Source organism: Lysobacter sp. DMC97 (genome assembly GCF_056313745.1).
This window is the reverse complement of record NZ_JBQUZR010000006.1, coordinates 41,967-67,495: the sequence shown is the minus strand read 5'-3', so window position 1 is coordinate 67,495 and position 25,529 is coordinate 41,967. Positions and strand designations below refer to the sequence as shown.

Below are 25,529 nucleotides of genomic sequence, written 5' to 3'. Positions count from 1 at the left end.
CACACAACCTGTGGACAACTTTGTGCATGACTGGGTGCGCGGGCCGTTTTGCCCGGGAAATGTGCGGGTTGCAAGATGTCTGGCGAAAAAACCGCCATCCCGTGTAACGCCTTTAGAATCAATCACTTGCCCGTGAAACAACACCGGTTTGCCGCATGTCCCCGGCGGACCTCGGCGCGCATGGCAGAAAAATGACCGCTGTGCACAACCCGCGGCGGGCGGCCCGCGCACGAAACCGCCTGTCCTGTCGTGGGCGGCCGATTTCGTGACCGTTGTCAAGTCGCTCTTTCACAGACGGGGAGCATGATGGCGACCCGACGCCGTTCCCCCCGCAGTACCCATGCCGTCACAGAACACGCTTGATGCCACCGCGGCGACCACCGCCTCCGTCACCGGATTCCTGCGGGGGGTGGAACGACGCGCCGCCCTGCTGGCGGAACTGCAGTGCGGCGAACGCGCCCAGGGCGACCTGGCGCTCGACGCCGCCATGCAGGCCTTCGCCCTCGCCTGCGAGGGCACGCCTTCCTCGGGCTGGCCGCTGCTGTTCTGGAGCACCCTGCTGCAGACCCCGACGCTGAACACCGAACCGGTCGCCCCGTTCTGGGACGGCGACTTCGCGCCGCTGGCGCGGCTGGACTTCGGCACCCGCGCGGTGCTGCTGCTGCGGGTGGTGGCCGGGCTGGACGACACCCTCGCGGCCGAGGTCTTCGGCGTGGCGCCGCCCGAGTTCAAGCAGGCGCTGCAGCGTGCGCTGCCGCAGCGCGAGGACGGCAGCCTGGACGGCGAGGCGTGGCTGGCGATGAACGACGAGGCCCGCTACCTGCTGACCCACCTGCCGCCGGACCGGGCAGCCGCGATCGCGCGCCAGCGCGACGCCTCGCTGGCGGCAGCGCTCGCCGCCAGCGATCCCCGCCCTGCCGCGCGCGGCGTGGCCGGCCTGCCGCTGGGCAAGCCGCGCTGGCTGGGCAAGCTGTGGACCGGCATCGGCCTGGGCTGACGGCCGGACCCCGGCGCCCCGGGCCGGACAAGATGGCTCGAAGCAGACCGCCGGCTCAGCGCGTCCCGCGCAGCACCCGTCGCGACGCCTGGAAGCGATCGCCGAAGCGGGCGACGCCGTCGGCGCGCAGCCGCGGCGCATGGTCGCGCAGGTAGTCGTCCAGCGCGGCGCGATCCTGCAGCGCGTACTGCACGCACAGGCCGATGCGGCCGGCCGTGGGCGGCGGCTCCAGCACGTCGTACACCTTCGCGCCCTTGAACCCCGGCAGCGCCAGGATCTCGGCGACGTGGTCGCGCAGCCACGCGCGATAGGCGTCCTGCACCGCAGCGTCGACCTCGACGTTGACCTCGTAGATCACCTGCGTCGTGCCGCGGCGCGGGCGCGTGCTGCCTGCGTCCGTCCTGGTGTCCGCCTTCGTGTCCGTCATGATCCTCTCCGGTCAGCTGCTCAGGCCCGCGAGTACCGCATAGACCAGCACGAAGCTCAACAGGACTGCGTAGACGCTGCCCAGCACCGTGTATTTCGCAAGCGTCGCGAACCAGCCCTGGGCGTAGACCCGCTTCTGCATCCACAGCAGGTACAGCGGCACCAGCCCCAACACCAGCAGCGCGCCGATCGCCGTCAGGCCGCCGGCCACGGGCGCGGGCACGCCCGGCACCGCGCCCAGCCCCACCAGCAGGAAGTCCGCCAGCAGCGCGACCAGCATGAACGCGTGGCTGTAGAACGCCACCACCAGGTGTTCGAGATAGCCGTAACGGCCGCGCAGGTACAGCAGCCGCAGGCACAGCGCGAACACCGGCACCAGCAGGAACAGCGCGCCGGGCACGGCGCCCAGCACCAGGCGGATGAATTCGTCGGGCGAGGCCCGCACCCGCTCGGCGTTCTCCTTCAGCCGCTCCAGCCGGTGCTCGAACCAGCGCTGGAGCACGCCGCCGGATTCGGCCTCGGGCTTCGGCGCTTCGGCGACGGGCGCCGGCGCCGGTACCGGCGCGTCAAGCACGCGCAACTGTTCGGGCGTCGCGCCCAGTTGCTGCAGGCGCGCGCGGGCCTGGTCGTCGATCTCCTTGTTGGCGACGTCGCCGACGGCCGTGAGCAGCCAGCCGGCGCCCGGATCCTGCTGGGCCTTCGCCAGGGCGCGCTGCTGCTCCACGCGTATCCGGAACACCTCGTCGACGGTTTTGGCGGCTTTGAAATCGCTGGTGTCGGCATCGCCCGCGGCGCGCACGTGCAGGCGGTTGGGCGCGCGCTCGGCAGCAGCAGGGGTGTCGCCGGTGTCGAACTGGAGCGCGTCGCTGCCGTCGAAATGCAGCGTCAGCTTGCCGACGAAGAAGGTCAGCACCGACAGCACCAGGAACAGCCGCAGCGGCGGCACGTAGCGGGCGCGGTGGCCGGCCAGGAAGTTGGCGGCCAGCCGCCCCGGCACGCACAGGTCGCGCAGGGTGCGGAACAGGCGGCCGTCGAGGTGCCAGAACGACTCCAGCACTTCCTCGACCGCATGGCCGAAGCTGCGCAGGGGGTTGTGCGCGTGCTGGCCGCAGACATGGCAATAGGGGCCCTGCAGCGCGGTCGCGCAGTTCTCGCACTGCGCGGGCGCGGCGTGGGCGGCATCGGAGGCGGACATGCGGTTCCGGGAGGCGCGGACGTCGGAGGGTAAGATAGCAGCCCGCGCGCGGCCCCCGCGCCCGGCGCCCCGCCCTTTCCCGCCGCCGGTTTCCCATGTCCCCGCCCGCCCCCGAACGGACCCGCTTCCGCGACGAACTGCGCACCAGTGCGCGGCTGGCCGCGCCGTTGATGGCCGGACACGTGTCCACCGGCCTGATCGGCCTGATCGACGCGGTGATCGCCGGTCGCCACGGCACCACCACGCTGGCCGCGGTGTCGATCGGCACGGCGCTGTTCTGGCTGCCATTGCTCGTCCCGATGGGCACGCTGATCGCGGTGCCGGCGTCGGTGTCGCAGCTGGACGGCGCGGGGCGGCGCGAGGAGATCGGCCCGCTGTTCCGCCAGGCGCTGTGGCTGGCGCTGGCGCTGGGCCTGCTGATGTTCGCCTTCCTCAGCGTGCTGCCGTCGACGCTGGGGCTGCTGGGCATCGCGCCGGAGATCCAGCCGGGCGCGGCCGCGTTCGTGTCCGGCATCCGCTGGGGCGCGCCGGCGCTGGCGCTGTACCTGTGCATGCGCTACCTGTGCGACGGCCTGCATTTCACCCTGCCGACGATGGTGCTGGGCTTCGGCGGCCTGCTGGTGCTGGCGCCGGTCGGCTGGGCGCTGACCTTCGGCCTCGGCGGCCTGCCGGCGATGGGCGCCGGCGGCCTGGGCCTGGCCTCGGCGCTGATGCTGTGGGTGCAGGCGCTGGGCATGGCGGCGTACCTGCTGGGCGCGCGCCGGTTCCGGCCGCTGCGGCTGTTCGCGCACCGCACCCCGCCGCGCTGGGCGCCGATCCGCCAGCTGCTGGCGCTCGGATTGCCGATCGGCGTGACCTGGCTGATGGAAGGCGGGCTGTTCGTCGCCACCGCGTTGGTCATCGGCCGCCTCGGCACGGTGCCGGCGGCGGCGCACCAGATCGCGATCAACGTCTCCAGCCTCTGCTTCATGCTGCCGATGGCGCTGGCCGAGGCGACCACCGTGCGCGTCGGCCACGCGGTGGGCCGCGCCGATCGCGACGGTCTGCGCCGCGCCGCGCTGGCCGGCTACGCGCTGGTATTGGGCACGCAGCTGTGTTCCGCGGTGACGCTGCTGGCCGGCGGCCATGCGATCGCCGGGCTGTACACCGGCGACGCCGCGGTGATCGCGCTGGCCGCCTCGCTGCTGATGCTGGCCGCGGCGTTCCAGTTCCCGGACGGCGTGCAGGTGCTGTCGGTCGGCGCGCTGCGCGGGCTGAAGGACACCCGCGTGCCGATGCTGCTGGCGGCGATCGCCTACTGGGGCATCGGCATGCCGCTGGGCGCGGTGCTCGGCCTCGGCCTGGGCGGGCTGACCCCGGCGCTGGGACCGCGCGGCATGTGGATGGGCCTGATCGCCGGGCTGAGCGTCGCCGCCGTGCTGCTGGCGCTGCGGCTGTGGCGCCGCCTGTCGCGGATGCCGCTGCCGTCGGCGGACGACCAGCGGATTCCCCTGCACGATCGGGCAGAATCGTCCGGCTGACACCGCTTCACGCCCCCCTTTCCGACCCTGCAATCCGTCGCCGTGACGGATGGCGGATGCCCGCGGCCCCGCCCGCCTGCACACTCATCGCGAACGGAACACCTTTCAGGAGATGCCCCCCATGAACGAACCGCGACCCCGCGGCCCCATCCTCGGCCTGCTGATCGGGCTGTGGGATGCGATGAACTTCACCCGCCGCCTGATCCTCAACGTGGCGTTCTTCGGCCTGATCTTCGTGATCATCGCCGCGCTCGGCGCCAGCCGCCCGCGGGTGATGCCGGTCGAGGACCGCAGCACGCTGGTGATCGCGCCGGAAGGCAGCCTCGTCGAGCAGTACAGCGCCGACCCGACCAGCCGCGCGCTGGCGCAGGCGCTGGGCGACAAGCGCGGCAGCGAAGTGCAGCTGCGCGACCTGCTGCACGTGCTGGAAGCCGCCAAGAGCGACCGCCGCATCGAGCGCGTGCTGCTGCGCGTGGACCGCATGCAGTTCAGCGGCTACGCCTCGATCCGCGAAGTGGCGAAGGCGCTGGCCGACCTGCGCGCCTCGGGCAAGCAGATCGTCGCCTTCGGCGAAAGCTTCGACCAGGCGCAGTACCTGCTGGCCGCGCAGGCCAACGAGATCTACCTCGACCCGATGGGCGGGATCATGCTGGAAGGCCTGAGCCGCTATCGCCAGTACTACCGCGAAGGTCTGCAGGACAAGCTCGGCGTTGACGTGCACCTGTTCAAGGTCGGCGAATACAAGTCGGCCGCCGAGCCCTACGTGCTCGACGCCGCGTCGCCGGCGGCGAAGGAAGCCGACCTGTTCTGGATGAACGACGTGTGGCAGCGCTACCTCGGCGACGTCGCCAAGGCGCGCAAGCTCGACGCCGCGGCGCTGGGCGCCGGCGTAGAAACCCTGCCCGCCGACATCGCCGCCGCGCAGGGCGACCTCGCCAAGTACGCGCTCGGCAAGAAGTGGGTGGACGGCCTGAAGACGCAGGAAGAAGTCGATGACCTGCTGGTCAAGCGCGGCGTCGCCGACGACAGCGCCGACGGCGGCTTCCGCCAGGTGGACTTCGGTGCCTACCTCGCCAACCTCAACGGCGCCCTGCCCGACTTCGGCGACAAGGGCCACGTCGCGGTGGTCGTCGCCGAGGGCGAGATCCAGGGCGGCGAACAGCCGCCGGGCAGCGTCGGCGGCGAATCGACCGCGGCCCTGCTGCGCGAGGCGCGCGACGACGAGAGCACCAAGGCCGTGGTCCTGCGCGTGGATTCGCCCGGCGGCGAAGTGTTCGCCTCCGAGCAGATCCGCCGCGAAGTCGTGGCGCTGAAGAAGGCCGGCAAGCCGGTGGTCGTGTCGATGGGCGACCTGGCCGCGTCCGGCGGCTACTGGATCAGCATGAACGCCGATCGCATCTACGCCGATCCGTCGACCGTCACCGGTTCGATCGGCATCTTCGGCATCGTCCCGAACATCACCCACACGCTGGAGAAGGTCGGCGTGCACACCGACGGCGTGGCCACCACGTCGATCGCCGGCGCGTTCGACATCACCCGCCCGCTGTCGCCGCAGGTCGCGCAGGTGATGCAGACCGTGATCGAGAAGGGCTACCGCGACTTCACCGGTCGCGTGTCCGAAGCGCGCAAGAAGCCGGTCGCCGACGTCGATGCCGTCGCCCGCGGTCGCGTGTGGACCGGCGCGCAGGCGAAGGAGCGCGGTCTGGTCGACGCCTTCGGCGGCCTGCAGGACGCGCTGGCCGACGCCGCCAAGCGCGCCAAGCTCGGCGACAAACCCGGCACCTACCGCGTGCGCTACATCGAACACCAGCTGACGCCGTTCGAGCGCTGGTTCGGCGGTTTCGCCGCCAGCCGCAGCGGCCGCGCGCTGCTCGGCCACTCCGACGTCGCCCGCGAACTGGTCGCCAAGGCCGCACCTCAGGCGGCGCGCGACCTGGAACTGTTCCAGCGCGCAGTGGAAGACAACGGCAAGGGCCCGCACATCCGCACCCTCGCCTACTGCTTCTGCGGCTTCTGACCGGAGCCGCGACGGCAGGCACCACGCGACGCCCGGCTCCTGCCGGGCGTCGTCGTTTCGGGGGGATGGCCTCAGCCGCCGGTGGCGTCGTCGATGGCCTTGCGCTGGTCCTGGCCGTCCTGTTCGGTCTGGGCGCGCACGTTCTTGGCCTGGTCGATCGGCTGCTGGATCGCCTCGCGCAGCGCGCCGGGCTGCGTAGCGGCCGCGGGCGCGGCGGCCTGCGGGTCGGGCGGGACATCGTGCGACGGCATTTCGGGCTTCGAGCAGCCGGCGAGGGCGCAGAGCAGGCACGGGACGGCAAGGGCGGCGAAGGTCAGGCGGCGCATGATCGTGCTCCCGGGGGGATGCGGCTTATCCTACGCCGGTCCCCCGCCACCGCCGCCCACCATGCCCTCCGATCGCTGGCGTCTCGACGGTCAACTCGCCCTGGTCACCGGCGGCAGCGCCGGCATCGGCCGCGCCATCGCCCGCGAACTGCTGGGCTTCGGTGCGCGCGTGCTGATCGCCGCGCGCGACCCCGGCGGCCTCGACGCGGTGCGCACCGAGCTGGAGGAGGAATTCCCCGACGGCGAAGTGCGGTCGTTCGCCGCCGACGTGAGCGACGACGAGCAGCGCCGCGAACTGCTGGACTGGGTCGACGACCTCGGCGACGGGCTCAACATCCTGGTCAACAACGCCGGCGGCAACGTCACCAAACCGGCGAACGACTACGGCGAGGACGAGTGGCGCGCGATCTTCGAGACCAACCTGTTCAGCGCGTTCGAGCTGTCGCGCAGTGCCTATCCGCTGCTTACGAAGCACGCGGCGTCGTGCATCGTGAACGTCGGCAGCGTCTCCGGTATCACCCACGTGCGCAGCGGCGCACCCTACGGCATGAGCAAGGCCGCGCTGCACCAGATGACCCGCAACCTCGCGGTCGAATGGGCCGAGGACGGCGTCCGCGTGAACAGCGTCGCGCCGTGGTACATCCGCACGCGCCGCACCTCCGGCAAACTCGCCGATCCCGACTACCTCGACGAAGTGCTGCTGCGCACGCCGCTGGGCCGCATCGGCGAACCCGAGGAAGTCGCCGCCGCGGTCGCCTTCCTGTGCCTGCCGGCGTCGAGCTACGTCACCGGCGAATGCATCGCGGTCGATGGTGGCTTCCTGCGCTACGGCTTCTGAGCGCGTGAGCGACGACGTCCGCACCGCCGCCGCACCGCGGCTGGCGCTGATCGACGCCCTGCGCGGCGCGGCGCTGGCCGGCGTGCTGCTGGTGAACCTCGGCGGCTTCTCGCTGTACTACTTCCTCGACGACGGCGCGCGCGCTGCGCTGCCGACCGCGCGCGTCGACGCCTGGCTGCACATGGCGATCCAGCTACTGGCGCAGGACAAGGCGATCACGCTGTTCTCGCTGCTGTTCGGCGTCGGCACCGCGCTGCAGGCCGGACGCGCGTCGGCGCAGGACGCGGGCCATGGCGCGCTGCGCCGCCGGCTGCTGGTGCTGCTGGCGATCGGCCTGCTGCATGCGCACCTGCTGTGGTGGGGCGACATCCTCACGTTCTACGCGATCGCCGGGCTGATGCTGCTCGCGCTGCGGCGGTTGCCCGATCGCCTGCTGCTCGCCGCCGGTTTCGCGCTCGCGCTGTTCTGGCCGCTGCTGACGCCGCTGGTGAATCGCCTGCTGCCCGCGGACCTGCCCGACGACGCGGTGGCGCACGCCCGCGCGCTCGCCGCGTTCGCCTCGCCGGATGTGACGACCGCGCTGCGCGGCAACGTCGCCTACACCTACTGGAACTGGATGGCGCTGTGGGGCGTGTTCCCGTTCGTGCTGGCGCGGCTGATGATCGGCGACTGGATCGGTCGCCGCGGCATCCTGCAGCAGCCCGAAGCGCATCGCGCGCTGCTGCGCCGCACCTGCTGGATCGGGATCACGCTGGGGCTGGGCACGGGCATCGCGCTGGAAGTCATCGAAGCCGCGGGGCTGACCAAGACGCTGCTGGAAAGCAGTCGCGTCACCGAATTCGCGCTGCGCACGCTGCGCCGCATCTCGCCGCTGGCGCAGGGGCTGGGCTACGGCGCCGGCTTCGCGCTGCTGTTCCTGCAGCCGGCATGGGCGCGACGCCTCGCGTGGCTGGCGCCGATGGGGCGGATGGCGCTCACGCTCTACCTGATGCAGAGCCTGATCGGCGTCGCGCTGTTCTATGGTGTCGGCTTCGATCTCGGCCCGCAGGGCGGCCTGCCGCTGCGGCTCGTCGTGTGGCTCGGGATCTTCGGCGCGCAGGCCATCTTCAGCCGCTGGTGGCTGGCGCGCTTCCGCCTCGGCCCGGTCGAATGGCTGTGGCGCTCGCTCGCGGCGGGCCATCGCCTGCCGCTGCGGCGCGCGGCGACGCCCGACCCGGCCGGAGAAGGCTGACCGCTCCGTTATCATGCCGCGGGGCGCATGACGGGGCAGGCACGACGATGACGGCGAAGCGGGGCACGGCGAACGCCGCGCGCGGAAGCGTCGCGGGCCGGGCGAACGCGCCATGAGCCGGCGCGCGCTGTCCGACACCGCCTACGGTTCGCTCGCGGTCTACATCGAATATCTCTTCGGCCTGGTCGCGTCGATCCTCACCGCGCGCGCGCTGCTGCCCGGCGACATGGGCGTGTACAGCCTGCTGATCTGGCTGGTCGCCAACGCGGTGGTGATCGCCAACGCCGGGATCACGCTGGGGGCGATCAAGTTCATCGCCGAACTGCGCGGCGCCGGTCGCGACGCCGACACCGCGCGGCTGGTGCGTCGCCTGCGCGGCATGCAGCGCGCGATGCTCGCGATCGTGGCCGCGGTGCTGGCGCTGGTGTTCGTGCTGTTCCGCGACCGGTTGGGCCCGGGCGTGCCGGGCTGGGTGTTCGCGCTGCTGCTGGGCACGGTGGCGCTGCGCGCGCCGTACATGTTCAACATCGCCGTGCTCAAGGGCCGGCAGGATTTCCGCTCGACCGCGCTGATCGCCACCATCGGCGCCGGCGTCAACCTCGCGATGATCGTCGCGCTGTGGTCCGGGCGCACGCTGTCGGCGACGCTGCCCGCGTTCGTCGTCGCCTACGCGCTGTCGAGCCTGGTGTTCTTCGTCGTGTCGCACCGCCGCGCGATGCGTTTCCCCGAAGGTGATGGCAGCACGGGCGACATCGGCGACGGCGCATTGCCGCCCGAACTCGAAGCGCGCATCCGCCACCATCTGCGCGTGGCCGGCGTAACCACCGTGCTCGGCGCGATCGGCGCCAGCGAGATCGAACTGCTCGCGCTCAACCTGCTGAGCGATTCGGCGCACGCCGGCCTGTTCAAGGTCGCGAACGCGCTGGCCTCCGGCATCGCGCTGCTGGTGCCGGGCGTACTCAGCGCGCAGCTGCTGCCGATGATGGCGAAGGCGCACGGCAGCGGCGGCGGCGAGGCCGGCCGCCGCTTCATCGCGATGACGACGTGGCTGTGGGTGCTGGGCGCACCGCTGATCGCCGCCGGCAGCGTGTTCGCCGACCACGCCATCGGCCTGCTCTATGGCAGCGCCTACGCCGCGGCCGCGCCGGTGCTGGTCGCATTGCTCATCGCACGCACCGCCGCGGTGCTCGGCCAGGGCGCCACCGCGTACCTGCTCAGCGCCGACCGCCAGACCGCGCTGATGCGCCTGACCCTGCTGTTCACCGCACTGCGCGCGCTCGGCGCGTTCGCCGGCACGTGGTTCGGCGGGCTCGACGGCGCGGTGGCCGCCACGCTCGGACTGTCGCTGCTGGCGACGATCGCTACCGTGCAGCTGGCGCTGCGGGTGTCGGCGACGACGCTGCCGTGGGCGCGCCTGCTGCGCATCGGGATCGCCGCGGCGGTGCCGGCGCTGGTCTGCCTGTCGTTCGCGCGGCACCTGTCGCCGCTGTGGGGCCTGGTGGCCGGCACCGCGGCGTTCGCGATCCTCTATCCGCCCTGCGTGTGGTGGCTGCGCGGCCTCGACGCCGAGGACGCCGGCCATCTCCGCGCGATGGCCGCCCGCTGGCGCGCACGCCGAGGCGCGGCATGACCGTCGTGGCCGACGCCGCGATCCCGCTTCAGGCAGGCGCGTAGGCGAGCCCGCTGTCGCGGACGCTGCGGCCCAGCGCGCGTCGCAGGCCGCTGCGGACGCCGGTGCCGACGCTCAGCAGCGCGGCCTTCGCGCCATCACGGAACGCGGAGGCGCCGACCGGACTCGGTGCCAGCCCCAGCCGCCGCAGTTTCGCGTTGCCGCGATACAGCAGCTCGCGCCGGCGCGTCGCATCGGTGTAGTAGGTGAAGCTGACGGTGATCGACGGCGCATCGCCGTTCTCGACCATGTGCGGCGCGGTCGACGGCATGTAGCCGCCCTGCCCGGGTTCGAGCTCGAAGATCCGCGCCCGCGCGCGGAAACGCTCGTCCCAGACCACGCCCTCGCGCGAATGCGCGTCGTGGAAGCGCTCCTGCGCCTGCTCGGACACCACCTCGCGATCGAACGGGTCCCAGACGTACAGCCGCTTGCGTCCGGCGATCTGGAGGATGACGTTGTGCTCGTGGTCGATGTGGAACGGCGTGACCGCGCCCGGCGAACTGACGAAGATCCAGCCGCCGCGATAGCACAGGCCCGGATCGCGGCGTTCGATCGTCGGCCGCAGCGCGTCCAGCACCTCGTCGACCAGCCCGCGATAGAGCGGATCGGACTGCACGTTCAGCAGCGACATCCAGGCGTGCGCGTTGGCGACGTCGGACAGGGTCTCCGCCGCGCCGCGCCGGTTGGGATGCTGTCGCGGCGCATCGGCGAAACTGCTGCCGGCGGTCGCCGCGTCGCTGTGGGTGCGCACCAGCCGGCGCGCTTCCAGCCGCTGCGCGAGCGCGATCAGCGCGTCGATGCGCAGCAGCGGGTGATCGCCGAGCCCATGCCGGACTTCGCCGATGCGCCAGGGATCGAAGGCGTCGGCATCGAGCGAGACGGGAGCCTGGGCGATGGTCATGGCGGAAAACCGTTCTGGTACGCTTTTCGGATGGGACTGATCGATTTCGCCGAACGCGCCGGCCGCAACGCCTGGCGCCTGCCCCTCCTGGGCCACGTGCTCGCCGCGGACTACGCGCGCAGCTTCGCGAAGATGCCGCGCGGGCGTTTCCGCGGCGTCTACCGCGATTTCGCCGAGGCCGAAGCCGCGATCCCCCGCGGCAGGCCGGTCGGCTACGACAACGACGCCATGGGCGGCATGTACCGCGACCGCATGCACAAGCCCTGCGAGAGCGATTACGCCGTGCTGTTCTGGATGCGCGACCTCGTGCAGCAGACAACGCGCGTCTTCGATTTCGGCGGCCACGTCGGGGTGAGCTGGTACGGCTGGCGCGAACACCTGCGCTTCCCGCCCGGCCTGCGCTGGACGGTCTGCGACACGCCGGCGATCGTGCGCGAGGGCGAGGCGCTGGCCCGCACGCGCGGCGCCGAAGGCCTGTCGTTCACCAGCGATCCCGCCGACGGCCACGGCGCCGACATCCTGCTCGTCGCCGGTTCGCTGCAATACGTGGACATGTCGATCGCTGACCTGCTGGCGCGCATGGGCTCCGCGCCGCGACACCTGTTCGTCAACAAGCTGCCGCTGTACGACGGCGAGACCTTCGTGACCGTGCAGTCCACCGGCCGCGCCTTCCACCCGTACCGCATCGAGAACCGCGACGCGTTCGTCGCCGGCGTGACCGCGCTGGGGTATCGCGTGGTCGACGACTGGCTCAACCACGAAGTCTCCTGCCGCATCCCGCACACCCGCGGCCGCGACGTCGAGGCCTACAGCGGCTACTACTTCGTCCGCGACGACGGTTGAGCGCAGCAGTCTCGGCTTCCGGTAGAGCGGCCTGACCAGCCATTCGGCTGTTGAGTACCGGGCCGCTCTACCAGAAGCGGGCATCAACCGCCCTTCCCGCCCAGCCGCGCGAACAGGCGCCCGAGCACGCCGCGACGCGGTGGCGCGTCCACCGGCGCGGCAGCATCGCCCGATTCGCCAGAAGCCGATGCCGTCGCCAGCTGCGGCTCGCACTCCGCCGCGATCTGGCCCAGCGTCTGGAACACGAACGCGCGCGGGCCGACGACGATGCCGTGCCGCGACTGCAGCAGCGCCACCGCGCGCATGATCAACAGCGAGTGGCCGCCGAGATCGAGGAAGTGGTCGTCGACGCCGATGCGGTCGAGGCCCAGCAGTTCGCGCCAGAGTTCGGCAAGCATCCGCTCCGCGTCGGTCGACGGCGCACGCGCACCGCCGGCCGGCGCTGCCGCATGCGCGATCGCCGGCAGCGCGCGCCGATCGACCTTGCCGTTCGGCGTCATCGGCACCGCGTCGATCGACACCCATGCGCCCGGCACCATGTACTCCGGCACCGCACCGCGCAGATGGGCGCGCAACGCTTCGACATCGAGCGTCGCACCGTCCCGCGGCTTGATGTACGCCGCCAGCACCGCATCGCCCGCACGTTCGGCCAGTACCACCACCGCCTGCGCGACATCGGGATGACGCGCCAGCACCGCCTCGATCTCGCCCGTCTCGATACGATAGCCGCGCAGCTTCACCTGATGGTCGAGCCGACCGAGGTGCTGCAGCATGCCGTCCGCGCGCCAGCGGCCGAGGTCGCCGGTGCGGTACATCGTCGCGCCCGGATGATCGGGATCGGCGATGAACTTCTCCGCCGTCAGCTCCGGTCGCGCGTGATAGCCGAGCGTCACGCCGGCACCGGCGATGACGAGTTCACCGGCCACGCCGATCGGCACCGGTTTGCCGGTTGCGTCGACGACATGCACGCGCGTGTTCGCGATCGGCTTGCCGATCAGGATGTCGCCCTGCCCTGGCAGCACCTGCGTGCACGTCGACCACACCGTCGTCTCGGTCGGGCCGTAGAGATTCCACAGCGCGCCGACGCGCGGCAGCAGCGCTTCCGCGAGTTCGACCGGCAGCGCTTCGCCGCCGCACAGCGCCGTCCACTGCGGACCGCCACGCCAGCCGGCTTCGAGCAGCAATCGCCACGTCACCGGCGTCGCCTGCATCGTGTCGACGGCCTCGCGTTCGAGCAGATCGCGCAATGCCACGCCGTCGCCGCCGGTCTCGCGCGGCACCAGCACGATGCGCGCGCCGACGGTCAGCGGCAGCAGCAGTTCCAGCACCGCGATATCGAACGACAGCGTCGTCACCGCAGCGAGACGCGCATCCGCAGACAGGCCCGGCGCGCGCTGCATCGCTTCCAGGAACGCGACCACCGTCCGCTGCGGCACGCGCACGCCCTTCGGCGTGCCGGTCGAGCCGGAGGTGTAGATCAGGTAGGCCAGCGCGTCGCGGTCACACGCCATCGGCACGAACGGCGCATCCGACGCCGCCAGCGCGACATCGAGCGACAGCACGCGATCGGGCGACAACTGCAGACCATCGTCCTGACCATCGCTCAGCACGAGCTTCGCACCAGCGTCGTCGAGCATGAAACGCAGGCGATCGGCGGGGAAGTACGGGTCCATCGGCAGATAGGCCGCACCGGAACGCAGTACGCCGAGCACCGCCGCCAGCATCGCCGGCGTGCGCTGGAGGTACAAGCCGACGACATCGCCCGCGCCGACGCCGCGATCGCGCAGCGCGTTCGCGATGCGTTGCGCCTGCGACGACAGCGCAGCGTACGTCAGCGTCGCATCGCCGAAACGCACGGCCACGCGGTCGGCGTGCATCGACAAGGCCGCGTCGAGGTAATGCGACAGCGACGAATCAGACGGCAGCGGCGAATCCGTCGCGTTCCACTGCGACAGCTGCGCGACTTCCGCCGCCGGCATCGCCAGCAGGTCCTGCAGCGCCGCGCGATCGCCGCCCGCGGCCAGCGCATCGAGCAGCGCGAGGTAGCGGTCGCGGAAGCGGTCGGCGCTCTGCGGCAGCAGGATGTCGGTGTTGTAGTTCAAGCCGCCGACCAGACCGTCCGCGCCGTCGAGGAACCACAGCGCCACATCCTGCGCCGCCGCGGCCTGGAACACCGGCACGTTGGCGTGCGCGAGATCGTCCCAGCGATCCGGCCGGCCACGCGCATCCTGGTACGAGAAGAACGCCTGGTAGATCGGGAAGCGGCTGGTGTCGCGCTGCGTGTCGAGCATGCGCACGAGGTGCTCGAACGGCACGTCCTGGCAGCCGAAGGCGTCGATCATCTCGGCGCGCGCGGCCTGCAGCAGCGTGCGGAAACCGTCGACCGGGTCCAGCTTCAAGCGCAGCGGCAGCGCGTTGACGAAGAAGCCCATCACCGGCTCGAGTTCGGGCAGGTTGCGTCCGCGCACCGGCGTGCCGATCAGCAGATCGCGCTGTCCGGTCGCCTGATGCAACAGCATCGCCCACGCCGACAGCAGCACGGTGAACAGCGTCGTGCCCTCGCGCTGCGCGAGCGTACGCAGCGCCGACGCCGTGATGTCGGGCACGCGCAGCCACGCGGTGTCGCCGGCGCCGGTCTGGGTCGCGGGGCGCGGCAGGTCGGTCGGCAGCGCCAGCGCTTCGGGCGCACCCGCGAGCTTGGCCTGCCAGTGCGCAAGCTGGCGCGCGAGTTCAGGCCCGTCCATCCACGCGCGATGCCACGCCGCAAAATCGACGTACTGCACCGGCAGCGACACCAGCAACGGCGCGCGACCGCGACGCGCATCGGCGTACAGCGCCGCCATCTCTTCGTAGAACAGGTCGAACGACCAGCCGTCCCAGATTGCGTGATGCGCCATGAAGAACAGCACGTGGTCGTCCGGCGCCAGCGCATACAGTCGCACGCGGAACAGCGGCCCGCGCGCAAGATCGAACGGCTGCGCGATCTCGTCCTCGATGCGGCGGAATGCCTCGGCTTCGCGGGCGTCGGCGGGCAGGTGCGTCAGATCGTCGATCAAGATCGTGGCGTCTACGGTGTCCAGCACCTCCTGCCACGGCTCGCCGTCGGCGACCGGCAGGCGCGTGCGCAACGACGCCTGACGCGCGACCATCGCCGCGAACGCGGACTGCAGCGCATCGCGATCGAGCACGCCGCGCAGGCGATGCGCGGACGGCACGTTGTAGACGGTGCGGCCCGGATGCAGTTGTTCGAGATACCAGAGACGCTGCTGCATCAGCGACAGCGGCGCACGCACGCCGGCCGCGAGTGGCGGCACGGTCTGCGGCGCGGTGACGTCCTCGCCGTGCAGGTACGTGGCGAGCCCGGCGACGGTCGGATGGTCGAACACCGCGCGCAGCGGCACGGCGCGGCCGAGCGTGCGACCCAGCCGCACCGCGAGCTGCGCGGCCGACAGCGAATGCCCGCCGAGGCGGAAGAAATCGGCCTTCGCCGACACCTGCGGCAGACCGAGCGCCTCGCGGAACGCGGCCGCGACCTCGACCGCGTACGGCACATCGAGCGTGATGCCCTCGTCGGTGTCGCCGACATCTCCAGCGTCTGCGATGTCTTTCACGATGGCCGGCAGCGCCCGCCGGTCGACCTTGCCGTTCGGCGTCATCGGCACCGCATCGATCGCGACCCATGCGCCCGGCACCATGTACTCCGGCACCGCGCCACGCAGGTGCGCGCGCAACGCTTCGACATCCAGCGTCGCGCCGTCGCGCGGCCTGATGTACGCCGCCAGCACCGCGTCGCCCGCACGCTCCGCGAGGACGACCACGGCTTGCGCGACATCGGCGTGACGCGCCAGCACCGCTTCGATCTCGCCCGTCTCGATGCGGTAGCCGCGCAGCTTCACCTGATGGTCGAGTCGACCGAGGTGCTGCAGCATGCCGTCCGCACGCCAGCGACCCAGGTCGCCGGTGCGGTACATCGTCGCGCCCGGATGATCCGGATCGGCGATGAACTTCTCCGCCGTCAGTTCCGGTCGCGCGTGGTAGCCGAGCGTCACGCCGGCGCCGGCGATCACGAGTTCGCCCGCCACGCCGATCGGCACCGGCTTGCCCGCGGCATCGACGACATGCACCCGCGTGTTCGCGATCGGCTTGCCGATCAGGATGTCGCCCTGCCCCGGCAGCACCTGCGTGCACGTCGACCACACCGTCGTCTCGGTCGGGCCGTACAGGTTCCACAGTGCACCGACGCGCGGCAGCAGCGCTTCGGCCAGTTCGACCGGCAGCGCTTCGCCGCCGCACAGCGCCGTCCACTGCGGGCCACCGCGCCAGCCGGCTTCGAGCAGCAAGCGCCACGTCACCGGCGTCGCCTGCATCGTGTCGACGGCCTCGCGTTCGAGCAGATCGCGCAGCGCGACGCCGTCACCGCCGGTCTCGCGCGGCACCAGCACGATGCGCGCACCGACGGTCAGCGGCAGCAGCAGTTCCAGCACGGCGATGTCGAACGACAGCGTCGTCACCGCGGCGAGGCGCGCATCCGCAGACAGGCCCGGCGCCCGCTGCATCGCTTCCAGGAACGCGACCACCGTCCGCTGCGGCACGCGTACGCCCTTGGGCGTGCCGGTCGAGCCGGAGGTGTAGATCAGGTAGGCCAGCGCGTCGCGGTCGCAGGGGATCGGTGCGAACGACGCATCCGACGCAGCGAGCGCGACATCGAGCGGCAGCACGCGATCGGGTGAGAGCTGCAAGCCGTCGTCCTGACCATCGCTCAGCACGAGCTTCGCACCGGCGTCGTCGAGCATGAAGCGCAGGCGATCGGCCGGGAAGTACGGGTCCATCGGCAGGTACGCGGCACCGGCACGCAGCACGCCGAGCACCGCGGCCAGCATCGCCGGCGTGCGATGGAGGTACAGGCCGACGACATCGCCTGCGCCGACGCCGCGGTCACGCAGCGCGTTCGCGATGCGCTGTGCCTGCGAGGACAGGTCGGCATACGTCAGTGTCGCGTCGCCGAAGCGCAGCGCGATGCGGTCGGCGTGCGTCGACAGCGCGGTGTCGAGGTAGTGCGACAGCGACGGGTCGGACGGCAGCGGTGCCTCGGTCGCGTTCCACTGCGACAGCTGCGCACGGTCGGCGTCGCCGAGGATCGGCAGCGCGCCCAGCGCGACGCCGGCATCGGCGGTCGCGGCGTCCAGCAGCGTCTCGAAGCAGGCCAGCCAGCGCGCGACGGTGCGCGCGTCGAACAGGTCGGCGTTGTACTGGCATTCCACGCGCATGCCGTCTGCGCCGAGATCAACGGCGTTGACGAACAGTTCGAACGTCTCGAACACCCGCGCGTTGCTCTGCAGGTCGAGATCGACGCCCGGGATCGCGTGATGCTCGCCACTCAGCGCCTGGTCGATGTTGAACACCACCGGCATCAGCGGCAGGCGGCTGCGGTCGCGCTGCATCGGCAGCGCCTGCAGCAGACGGCCGAAGGTGATGCTCTGGTGGTCGTAGGCATCGAGCACGGTGACGCGGCAGGCGTCGACCAGCGCCGCGAACGGCTGCTCCGCCTGCGGGAACAGGCGCAGCGGCAGCATGTGCACGCAGTGGCCGACGAGGCCTTCGAGGCCGGCGGCGGCCTGTCCGGCCGCGGGCACGCCGACGACAATGTCGTCCTGACCGGTGAGGCGGTGCAGCAGTGTGCCGAAGCCGGCGATCAGCGTCGCGAACAGGCTGGCGCCATGCGTCGCACCCAGCTTGCGCACGCGCGCGAGCAGGTCGGCCGGCAGCACGTGATCCTCGCGCCCCGCGCGCTGCGTGCGCACCGGCGGACGCGGGCGATCGGTCGGCAGCTCCAGCACCGGGCCGCCGTCGGCGAACAAGTGCGCCCACCACCCGAGATCCGACTCGCGCGCGCTGCGTTCGTCGGCATCGGGCTGCGCTTGCGCGGCGGCGTAGTCGGCGAACGACGGGAATGTCGTCGGCGCATCGCCGCGGCAGGTCGCCGCCAGGTCCTTCACCAGCACCCAGAACGACCAGCCGTCGAGCACGATGTGGTGGCCGCTCAGCACCAGCACGTGGTGTTCGGGCGCGAGCTTCACGATTTCCGCGCGCAACAGCGGGCCGGCGGCGACGTCGAACGGTTCGGACACGTGGCGCGCGGCGATCGCCGCCAACACGGCCTGCGGATCGGCGTCGGTGGATGCATCGCGCAGCGGCACGTCGAGCACCGGCGCCTCGGCCGGCACGCGCAGGGTGAGGCCATCCTCGGAGAACGTCGCGCGCAGCGCATCGTGATGCCGCGGCAATGCGCGCACGGCCTCTCGCAGCGCGTCGATGTCGAGCGCGCCGCGCAGGTGCAGCGACACGGATTCGTTGTACGCCAGCGACGCCTCGGTGCCGAGACGGTCGGCCAGCCACACTTCGCGCTGCGCTTCGGTGGTCGGCACCAGGCGCACGCCATCGTCGGCCGACAGCGCGGCGCGGCGCTCGGGGAAGAAGCCGCTGGCGATCATTTCCGCCGCCGCCGCACGGTAGGCCTCGACGATGCGGTCGATGTCCGCGTCCGAGTGCGACGTGGTGAGGAAGCAGGGGAAGTTGTCGAGGATGTGGATGCCGCGGTCGCGCAGCATCGTGTAGATCAGGTCGTTGTAAGGAAGGTCCTCGGTGAAGACATTGCGCCACCACGAGGCGAAGGTGACGAGCTTGAACGGCGCGCCGAGTTCGGCCATCGCCGCGTTGACGCGTTCGACCATGCTCGACGTGCGCGCGGTCAGCGCCGCCTGCAATGCCGGGCCCTGCGCCTGCAGGTGCGCGAGCGTCGCCTTCGTCGCCGCCAGCGCCAGCGGATGGCGCACGAACGTGCCGGCGAAATAGGTCACACCGACCGTCGGCACCGAATCGTCGCCGTACTGCCAGGGGCCGCCGTCAAGCGCGTCCATGTACGGGCGTTTGCCCGCGATGACGCCGATCGAGAAACCGCCGCCAACCACCTTGCCGTAGGACGCGAGGTCGGCCTGGATGCCGAACAGGCCCTGCACGCCGGCCGGATGCGCACGGAAGCCGGTGACGACTTCGTCGAAGACCAGCAGCGCGCCGCTGTCGTCGCAGAGCGTGCGCAGGTCGCGCAGGAACTCGACCGGACGGAAATCCGGGCGCCGGCTCTGCACCGGTTCGACCAGGATCGCGGCCAGTTCGTGCGCGCGTTCGCGCAGGATGCGCAGTGATTCCTCGGTGCCGTAGTCGAGCACCAGCACGTTCTGCGCGGTCGACGGCATGATGCCCGGCGCCGCCGGCACGCTGCGCAGCTTCTTCGTGCCGCGCACGATCACTTCGTCGAAGATGCCGTGGTACGCGCCGGTGAAGATCGCGATCGTGCTGCGGCCGGTGACGGTGCGGGCGATGCGCATGCAGCCCATCACCGCCTCGGAGCCGGTGTTGCAGAAGGCGACGCGCTCGGCGCCGGTGACCTCGGCGAAGAGTTTCGCGGTCTCGCCGGCCAGCACGTGCTGCGGGCCGATCTCGTAGCCGAGGTCGATACGTTCGTGCAGCGTTTCGCGCAGGAAGTCCGGCTGCCAGCCGAACAGGTTCATGCCGAAGCCGTTGAGCACGTCAACGTATTCGTTGCCGTCGATGTCCCACAGCCGCGAACCGCGCGAACGCTCGATCACCAGCTGGTAGGTCAGCTCCTTGGTCAGCGGCCGGAAGCCGTTGACCACGCGCGGATCGGCCATGTGCGACCGGTGTTCGGTGGTGTACGCCTTCGAGCGCGCGGTGCGCGCGGTGTAGCGCGCGATCAGGCCGTCGAGGCGGGCGCGCTGCTGCGGCGTCAGCGCATCGGCGCGGGTGTGGATGCGCGCGATCGCACCGAACGCCTGTTTCACGTCGTAGCGCACGGGTGCGGCGGCGGTGTCGTCTTCGCCCGTGGTCGGCGCGGTGTTCGCGGGCACCGTCGCGGCGGGCTCCGGCGAATCCGTCGATGTCGCCGTGTTCAGCTCGTCGAGTCGTGCGGCCAGCGTCTCGGCGGTGGCGTAGCGCTCCATGATCTGGCGGAACGGGATCTTCGCGCCGAAGCCGCGCTGCAGCTGCAGCGACAGCTGGGTGAGCGCGAGCGAATCGAGGCCAAGGTCCAGCCACGGCGTGCGCAGGTCGTCGGTGCCGAGTTCGACACCCGAGACGTCCTCGATCATCGTCAGCAGTCGCGGCAGCGTGTCGCTGGCGGCGGACGGCGTCGCGACGGTGACGGCTTCGACGGCAGGGGCAACCGTTTCGACCGATGCCGAAACGACCGGCAGCGCGGCCGGTGCGGCCTCGACCCAGTGCCGCTCGCGCGCGAACGGATAGCCGGGCAGCGCGATGCGGCGGCGCGTCTCGTGCGCGACGTGTGCGCGCCAGTCGGGCGTACCGCTGGCGCACCACCACTGGCCCAGCGCCGCGGCGAACGCGGCGTCCTCGCTCTCGGGCGCGTCGCCGATACTGGCGATCGCGGTGACGCCCGCACGCTTCGGCACGCACTGCCGCGCCAGCGTCGCGAGCGTGGCACGCGGACCGAGTTCGATCGCGATACAGAAAGGATCGGCCAGCGCCTGCGCGACCGCGGGCGCGAACCGCACCGGCAGGCGCAGTTGCGTCGCCCAGTAGTCGGGATCGCAGGCCTGCGCGTCGGTCAGCGGCGCACCGGTGACGGTCGACACGATCGGGAGGCGCGGCGGCGACAGCGCGATGTCGCGCAGGCGTTCGCGCAGTACGTCGACGGCCGGCGCCATCATCGCGGTGTGGAAGGCGTGCGAGGTGACAAGCCGCTTCGCGACGACGCCGTCGGCGGCGAGCTTCGCCTCGATCGCGTCGAGGTCCGCATGCGGACCGGCGATGACGCACAGGCTCGGTGCGTTCTCGGCCGCGAGTTCGACCGCGGTGCTGCCGAGGTATGGCGCCACCGCCGTCGCCGACAGCCGCACCGACAGCATGCCGCCGGCCGGCTGCGCCTGCATCGCCCGGCCGCGCAGCGCGACCAGCGCCACGGCATCGGCCAGCGACATCACGCCGGCGAGCACCGCGCAGACGAATTCGCCGACGCTGTGCCCGACCAGCGCGCGCGGCCGCACGCCGCGATGCATCCACAGCGCGGCCAGCGCGTATTCCAGCGCGAACAATGCGGGTTGCGCGAGGTGCGTCGGCGTCAGCGCGTCCCCCTCGGCATCGAGGAACAGCGTGCGCGGATCGGCCTCGAACTCGGCCGCGAGCAGATCGCAGCAGGCGTCGTAGGCGGCGCGGAACACCGGCTCGCTCGCGTACAGGCCGCGGCCCATGCCGGCGTACTGCGCACCCTGCCCGGTGCAGAGGAACACGGCTTCCGGTGCGTCGATCGCGTGAACGGACGGCGTCACGGTGCGCAGCGCGCGGACCGCCTCGCCAGCATCGGCGGCGACGATCGCGCGCCGATGCGGGAACGCCCGGCGCGCGACGCGCAGCGTGTGCGCGACATCGGCCAGGGGCAGCGACGCGTCGGCGTCGAACGCGTCGGCGAGCCGTGCGCAGGCGATGTCCAGTGCTTCCGGCGTGCGCGCCGACAGCGTCAGCAGCTGGTGCGTGCGCGTCGACGGCGACGATGCGACGAACGACGCGGCCGGCGCTTCCTCGACGATCACGTGCGCGTTGGTGCCGCCGAATCCGAAGGCGCTGACGCCCGCGCGACGCGGCGCTTCGCCGCGCGGCCACGCGGCCAGCGTCGCCTGCGGCACGAACGGCGTCGCGTCGAAATCGATCTGCGGATTCGGGCGTGCATAGCCGATCGTCGGCGGCAGCGTCTCGCGATGCAGCGCCAGCGCGGTCTTGATGAGCCCGGCGGCACCGGCGGCGGTGACGAGATGACCGACGTTGCTCTTCACCGAACCGATCGCGCAGAACCCGGTGTCGGCGGTATGGCGACGGAACGCGCGGGTCAGGCCGTCGATCTCGATCGGATCGCCGATCGGCGTCGCGGTGCCGTGCGCTTCGAGGTAGCCGATGCTGCGCGCGTCGACGCCCGCGGCGTCCTGCGCCATCGCGATCACCGCGGCCTGGCCGGCGGGATTGGGCGCGGTGAAGCTGGCGCGATCGGCGCCGTCGTTGTTGACCGCGCCGCCGAGCAGCACCGCGTACACGGTGTCGCCGTCGGCGATCGCATCGGAGAGGCGGCGCAGCGCGAGGATCGCCACGCCGTCGGAGAACACCGTGCCGGTGGCGTCGGCGTCGAACGTGCGGGTGTGGCCGTCGCGCGAGACCATCGCGCCGTCCTGGTGCAGCAGGCCGCTGTTCGGCGGGCAGGTGACGGCCACGCCGCCGGCGAGCGCGAGGTCGCAGTGGCCCGCGCGCAGGCTGTCCATCGCCATGATCGTCGCGACCAGCGAGGTCGAGCACGCGGTGTGCACGCTCACCGCCGGGCCGTCGAGGCCCAGCCGGTGCGCGGCGCGGCTGGTGAGGTAGTCCTTCTCGTTCGCCAGCATCGTCGGCATTTCGCCGAGCCGCGCGATCAGCTCGGGATGCGCGAGCACGTGGCGCTGGTAGTACGTCGCGTTGTACATGCCGCCGAACACGCCGACGCGGCCGGGCGCGGTCTCGGGCACGTAGCCGGCGTGTTCGAGCGCGTGCCACGCGGTCTCGAGGAAATGCCGGTGCTGCGGGTCCATCAGCTGCGCTTCCAGCGGCGCGATGCCGAAGAAGCCGGCGTCGAAGCATTCGACGTGGTCGAGCACGCCGCGCGCCGGCACGTAGCCCGGATCGTCGCGCAGCGCGGCGGGAATCGAGGGATCGAGTTCGTCGGGACGAAAGAAGCGGATCGACTCGCGGCCGTCGCAGAGATTGCGCCAGAACGCTTCGACGTCGTCCGCGCCGGGGAAACGCCCGGCCATGCCGACGATGGCGATGGCTTCGTGGGCATCACCTCGCGGACGCGACGCGACACGCGGCGGCGACAGCGCTTCCTCGCCGGCGAGGCGGCGCGCCAGCGCGGCCGGCGTCGGCGCGCCGAACAGCTGCACCGGGCGCAGGTCGCCGACGCCGCGTTCGCGCAGCAGGCGCAGCACACGCAGCGCGGACAGCGAATCGCCGCCGAGTTCGAAGAACGCATCGTCGACGCCGACGCGATCCAGCTCCAGCACGTCGGCGAACGCAGCGCAGACCGCGGTTTCGGCGGCATCGCGCGGCGCGCGGTACGGACGCGCCAGCGGCGGGCGTTCGCGGCCCGGCGCGGGCAGCGCGGCGCGATCGAGCTTGCCGTTGGCGGTGATCGGCAGCGCCGGCAGCGCGACGAACGCCGACGGGATCATGACCTCCGGCAGCGTGCGCGCGAGTGCGGCGCGCGCGGCGGCGGCGTCCCAGTCGTCGGCGACGACATACGCCACCAGCCGCTTGCCGCCGGCGCCTTCGCGCGCAATGACCGCGCCGGCGCGCATGCCGGGGAGGCGCGCGAGCGCGGCTTCGATCTCGGCCGGTTCGATGCGATGGCCGCGGATCTTCACCTGGTGGTCGACGCGGCCGACGAAGTGCAGCACGCCGTCGGCATCGCGGCGCACGCGGTCGCCGGTGCGGTACAGGCGTTCGCCCGACGCGGCATCGACGACGAAACGTTCGGCATCGAGATCGGCGCGACCGAGATAACCGCGCGCCAGGCCGCGGCCGCCGAGGAAGAGTTCGCCTTCCCCGCCGTCGGGCACGTCGGCACCGCTGGCGTCGCGGATGCGCAGCACGGTGTCCGGGATTGCGCGGCCGATCGGAATGGCCGTGGTGTCCGCCGGCAGGTCGCGCGGAATCGCGAACGTCGTCGCGAACGTCGTGCACTCGGTCGGGCCGTAACCGTTGTGCAGCGCGATGTCCGGCAGCGCGGCGTACGCGCGGCGCACGTGCGGCGGCGACAACGCTTCGCCGCCAGTGAACAGCTGGCGCAGGCCGGACAGCGCCTGCGGGTCTTCGTCGACAACGGCGTTGAACAGCGCCGCGGTCAGCCACGCGGTGGTCACGCCCAGCGGGCCGATGACCTCGGCCAGCGCGCGCGCATCCGGCACCGGCGCGGACAGGATCGCGCAGCGGCCACCGTTGAGCAGCGGGCCCCACAGCTCCAGCGTCGACGCGTCGAAGCCCAGCGGCGCCGCATGCAGCATGCAGGTGTCGGCATCAAGGCGGATGTAGTCGACGTCGCCGACGAGGCGCACGATCGAGCGATGCTCGATCTGCACGCCCTTCGGCGTGCCGGTCGAGCCGGAGGTGAACATCACGTAGGCGAGGCTGTGCGCGCCGGCGATGTCGTCCGGCGGCGCGACGGTGTCGACCGGCGCATCCCACGCCGGCAGCACGAGCGTGTGCGGCGCCAGGCCGTCGAGCGCGGCGGCATGCGCGGCGTCGGTGACGAGCACGCGCGCCTCGGCGTCGGCGATCAGGCCGCGCAGGCGGGCTTCGGGATACTCGGGATCGATCGGCAGGTAGGCCGCGCCCGCCTTCAGCACCGCCAGTGCCGCGACCACTGCCTCCGGCGAGCGCGGCAGGCACAGCGCCACGCGCGCCTCGTGCGCGACGCCGAGCGCGTGCAGCCGCGCGGCGAGCGCGTCGGAACGCCGATCGAGTTCGGCGTACGTGCAGGCACCGCCCGGCCAGACCAGCGCCGGCCGCGCCGGATGCCGCCGCGCGACCTCGCGGAACAGACCGTGGACGGTGGCATCGGGGCGATACGAGGCGCGCGCGCCGGCATCGGCGTGCGAAGAGGAAACGTCGGACATCACGGGTGGCAGGCCTCGAGGCGGGCGATCAGCGCGAGGATCTCGCGCATCGGGACGACCGCGGCGTTGAGCGCGGCGTCGGAATTCCAGGCGGTGCTGGCGTCGAGTTCGATCCGGTGCGCGCGCGTGCCCCAGGCTTCGCGCAGGCGATCGTCGTCGGTGCCGGCGAGGGTACGCAGCACGGTGGTCATGGCCGCCGCGGGCGGGGCGGCGGCGAGGTCGATGGCGGACAGCGCGGCGCGCAGGGCGGCGTCGATCGGCGTGCCCAGCACTTCGGCCAGCGGGCCGCCGGCGTCGGCCGGCGCGGCGTCGCCGAGTTCCTCGCGGAGGTAGTCGCGATGGGCGCGTTCGAGATCGCGCAGGTAGGCCTCGCCGTCGACCACCGGGTCCCACAGCAGCAGGTGCGCGGGGCGGAACAGGCCGCGCTGCGCGGCCAGCGCCGCGAGCGTGCCGCCCAGGCGCAGGCCGATCACGGCGATGCGCGACTGGCCGGTGGCCTCGCGCAGCGCAGCGGCGGCGGCGGCGATGTCCTCCAGCCAGTGGTCGAGGCCGAACTCGCCGACTTCGCCCGAGGAATCACCGGTGCCGGCGTAGTCGAAGCGCAGCGTCGGGTAGCCGGCGTCGTCGAGCCGGCGCGCCAGCACGCGGTAGGCGCGATGCGCGCGCACCGCCTCTTCGCCGAAAGGATTGCACAACAGCACGGCGACGCCGCGCGGACGCAGCCGCGGCGTGTGATGCACGGACGCGAGCAGGCGGCGGGCGCGCGCATCCGCGTCGCCCCCCGCGTCGACCAGCCGAATTGACAGCACCATCCCCCCCGCGTGTATGGTCGCTTCCGTTT

13 protein-coding genes are annotated in these 25,529 nt (G+C 71.9%); 7 read left to right on the top strand and 6 right to left on the bottom strand.

Annotated elements, in window-relative coordinates; genetic code table 11:
* The first annotated feature begins 340 nt into the window (after nucleotides 1-340).
* Nucleotides 341-997, top strand: a complete 657-nt coding sequence (locus ACT53Q_RS13925) for a hypothetical protein (RefSeq protein WP_476187251.1) — start codon at nucleotides 341-343, stop codon at nucleotides 995-997.
* A 55-nt stretch (nucleotides 998-1,052) separates the two neighbouring features.
* Here the strand turns inward: ACT53Q_RS13925 and ACT53Q_RS13920 are convergent, their stop codons facing one another.
* A complete protein-coding gene (locus ACT53Q_RS13920) occupies nucleotides 1,053-1,424 on the bottom strand; it encodes a DUF4286 family protein (protein WP_476187250.1) in 372 nt (123 codons plus the stop codon).
* Between the two features lie 12 nt (nucleotides 1,425-1,436).
* Nucleotides 1,437-2,618, bottom strand: coding sequence for a DUF3667 domain-containing protein (locus ACT53Q_RS13915; protein ID WP_476187249.1), 1,182 nt, complete (start codon nucleotides 2,616-2,618; stop codon nucleotides 1,437-1,439).
* A gap of 95 nt (nucleotides 2,619-2,713) precedes the next feature.
* On the opposite strand from ACT53Q_RS13915, the gene ACT53Q_RS13910 reads away from it, so the two are divergent.
* Nucleotides 2,714-4,138: an MATE family efflux transporter gene (locus tag ACT53Q_RS13910; protein WP_476187248.1), complete on the top strand. Its 1,425-nt coding sequence runs from the start codon at nucleotides 2,714-2,716 to the stop codon at nucleotides 4,136-4,138.
* Nucleotides 4,139-4,259: 121 nt separating this feature from the next.
* Nucleotides 4,260-6,155: a signal peptide peptidase SppA gene (gene sppA, locus ACT53Q_RS13905; RefSeq protein ID WP_476187247.1), complete on the top strand. Its 1,896-nt coding sequence runs from the start codon at nucleotides 4,260-4,262 to the stop codon at nucleotides 6,153-6,155.
* 71 nt (nucleotides 6,156-6,226) lie between these two features.
* On the opposite strand, the gene ACT53Q_RS13900 is transcribed toward sppA, so the two are convergent.
* Nucleotides 6,227-6,481, bottom strand: a complete 255-nt coding sequence (locus tag ACT53Q_RS13900) for a hypothetical protein (RefSeq protein ID WP_476187246.1) — start codon at nucleotides 6,479-6,481, stop codon at nucleotides 6,227-6,229.
* Nucleotides 6,482-6,542: 61 nt separating this feature from the next.
* Between ACT53Q_RS13900 and ACT53Q_RS13895 the strand changes: the two genes are divergently transcribed.
* The 3 genes from ACT53Q_RS13895 (at nucleotide 6,543) to ACT53Q_RS13885 (ending at nucleotide 10,180) form a co-directional block, all read left to right on the top strand.
* The gene (locus ACT53Q_RS13895) at nucleotides 6,543-7,319 is read left to right on the top strand and encodes an SDR family oxidoreductase (protein ID WP_476187245.1); all 777 of its coding nucleotides are present in this window, start codon (nucleotides 6,543-6,545) and stop codon (nucleotides 7,317-7,319) included.
* A gap of 4 nt (nucleotides 7,320-7,323) precedes the next feature.
* The gene (locus ACT53Q_RS13890; RefSeq protein WP_476187244.1) at nucleotides 7,324-8,550 is read left to right on the top strand and encodes a DUF418 domain-containing protein; all 1,227 of its coding nucleotides are present in this window, start codon (nucleotides 7,324-7,326) and stop codon (nucleotides 8,548-8,550) included.
* A 112-nt stretch (nucleotides 8,551-8,662) separates the two neighbouring features.
* A complete protein-coding gene (locus tag ACT53Q_RS13885; RefSeq protein ID WP_476187243.1) occupies nucleotides 8,663-10,180 on the top strand; it encodes a lipopolysaccharide biosynthesis protein in 1,518 nt (505 codons plus the stop codon).
* Between the two features lie 28 nt (nucleotides 10,181-10,208).
* Here ACT53Q_RS13885 and ACT53Q_RS13880 read toward each other — a convergent pair whose 3' ends face one another.
* Nucleotides 10,209-11,120, bottom strand: coding sequence for a cupin-like domain-containing protein (locus ACT53Q_RS13880; protein ID WP_476187242.1), 912 nt, complete (start codon nucleotides 11,118-11,120; stop codon nucleotides 10,209-10,211).
* A 30-nt stretch (nucleotides 11,121-11,150) separates the two neighbouring features.
* On the opposite strand from ACT53Q_RS13880, the gene ACT53Q_RS13875 reads away from it, so the two are divergent.
* Entirely contained in the window at nucleotides 11,151-11,963 is an 813-nt protein-coding gene (locus tag ACT53Q_RS13875; protein ID WP_476187241.1) for a TIGR04325 family methyltransferase, read from the top strand.
* 83 nt (nucleotides 11,964-12,046) lie between these two features.
* Here ACT53Q_RS13875 and ACT53Q_RS13870 read toward each other — a convergent pair whose 3' ends face one another.
* Complete coding sequence (locus ACT53Q_RS13870) at nucleotides 12,047-24,688, bottom strand: amino acid adenylation domain-containing protein (protein ID WP_476187240.1); 12,642 nt, start codon at nucleotides 24,686-24,688, stop codon at nucleotides 12,047-12,049.
* Nucleotides 24,688-25,500, bottom strand: coding sequence for an alpha/beta fold hydrolase (locus ACT53Q_RS13865; RefSeq protein WP_476187239.1), 813 nt, complete (start codon nucleotides 25,498-25,500; stop codon nucleotides 24,688-24,690). Before ACT53Q_RS13865 ends, ACT53Q_RS13870 begins: the two co-directional genes overlap by 1 nt.
* Between the last annotated feature and the right edge of the window lie 29 nt (nucleotides 25,501-25,529).

Coding starts and splice junctions, on each gene's coding strand:
- ACT53Q_RS13925 (WP_476187251.1), top strand. CDS start 341: ATGCCGTCACAGAACACGCTTGATGCCACCGCGGCGACCACCGCCTCC.
- ACT53Q_RS13920 (WP_476187250.1), bottom strand. CDS start 1,424: ATGACGGACACGAAGGCGGACACCAGGACGGACGCAGGCAGCACGCGC.
- ACT53Q_RS13915 (WP_476187249.1), bottom strand. CDS start 2,618: ATGTCCGCCTCCGATGCCGCCCACGCCGCGCCCGCGCAGTGCGAGAAC.
- ACT53Q_RS13910 (WP_476187248.1), top strand. CDS start 2,714: ATGTCCCCGCCCGCCCCCGAACGGACCCGCTTCCGCGACGAACTGCGC.
- sppA (WP_476187247.1), top strand. CDS start 4,260: ATGAACGAACCGCGACCCCGCGGCCCCATCCTCGGCCTGCTGATCGGG.
- ACT53Q_RS13900 (WP_476187246.1), bottom strand. CDS start 6,481: ATGCGCCGCCTGACCTTCGCCGCCCTTGCCGTCCCGTGCCTGCTCTGC.
- ACT53Q_RS13895 (WP_476187245.1), top strand. CDS start 6,543: ATGCCCTCCGATCGCTGGCGTCTCGACGGTCAACTCGCCCTGGTCACC.
- ACT53Q_RS13885 (WP_476187243.1), top strand. CDS start 8,663: ATGAGCCGGCGCGCGCTGTCCGACACCGCCTACGGTTCGCTCGCGGTC.
- ACT53Q_RS13880 (WP_476187242.1), bottom strand. CDS start 11,120: ATGACCATCGCCCAGGCTCCCGTCTCGCTCGATGCCGACGCCTTCGAT.
- ACT53Q_RS13875 (WP_476187241.1), top strand. CDS start 11,151: ATGGGACTGATCGATTTCGCCGAACGCGCCGGCCGCAACGCCTGGCGC.
- ACT53Q_RS13870 (WP_476187240.1), bottom strand. CDS start 24,688: ATGTCCGACGTTTCCTCTTCGCACGCCGATGCCGGCGCGCGCGCCTCG.
- ACT53Q_RS13865 (WP_476187239.1), bottom strand. CDS start 25,500: ATGGTGCTGTCAATTCGGCTGGTCGACGCGGGGGGCGACGCGGATGCG.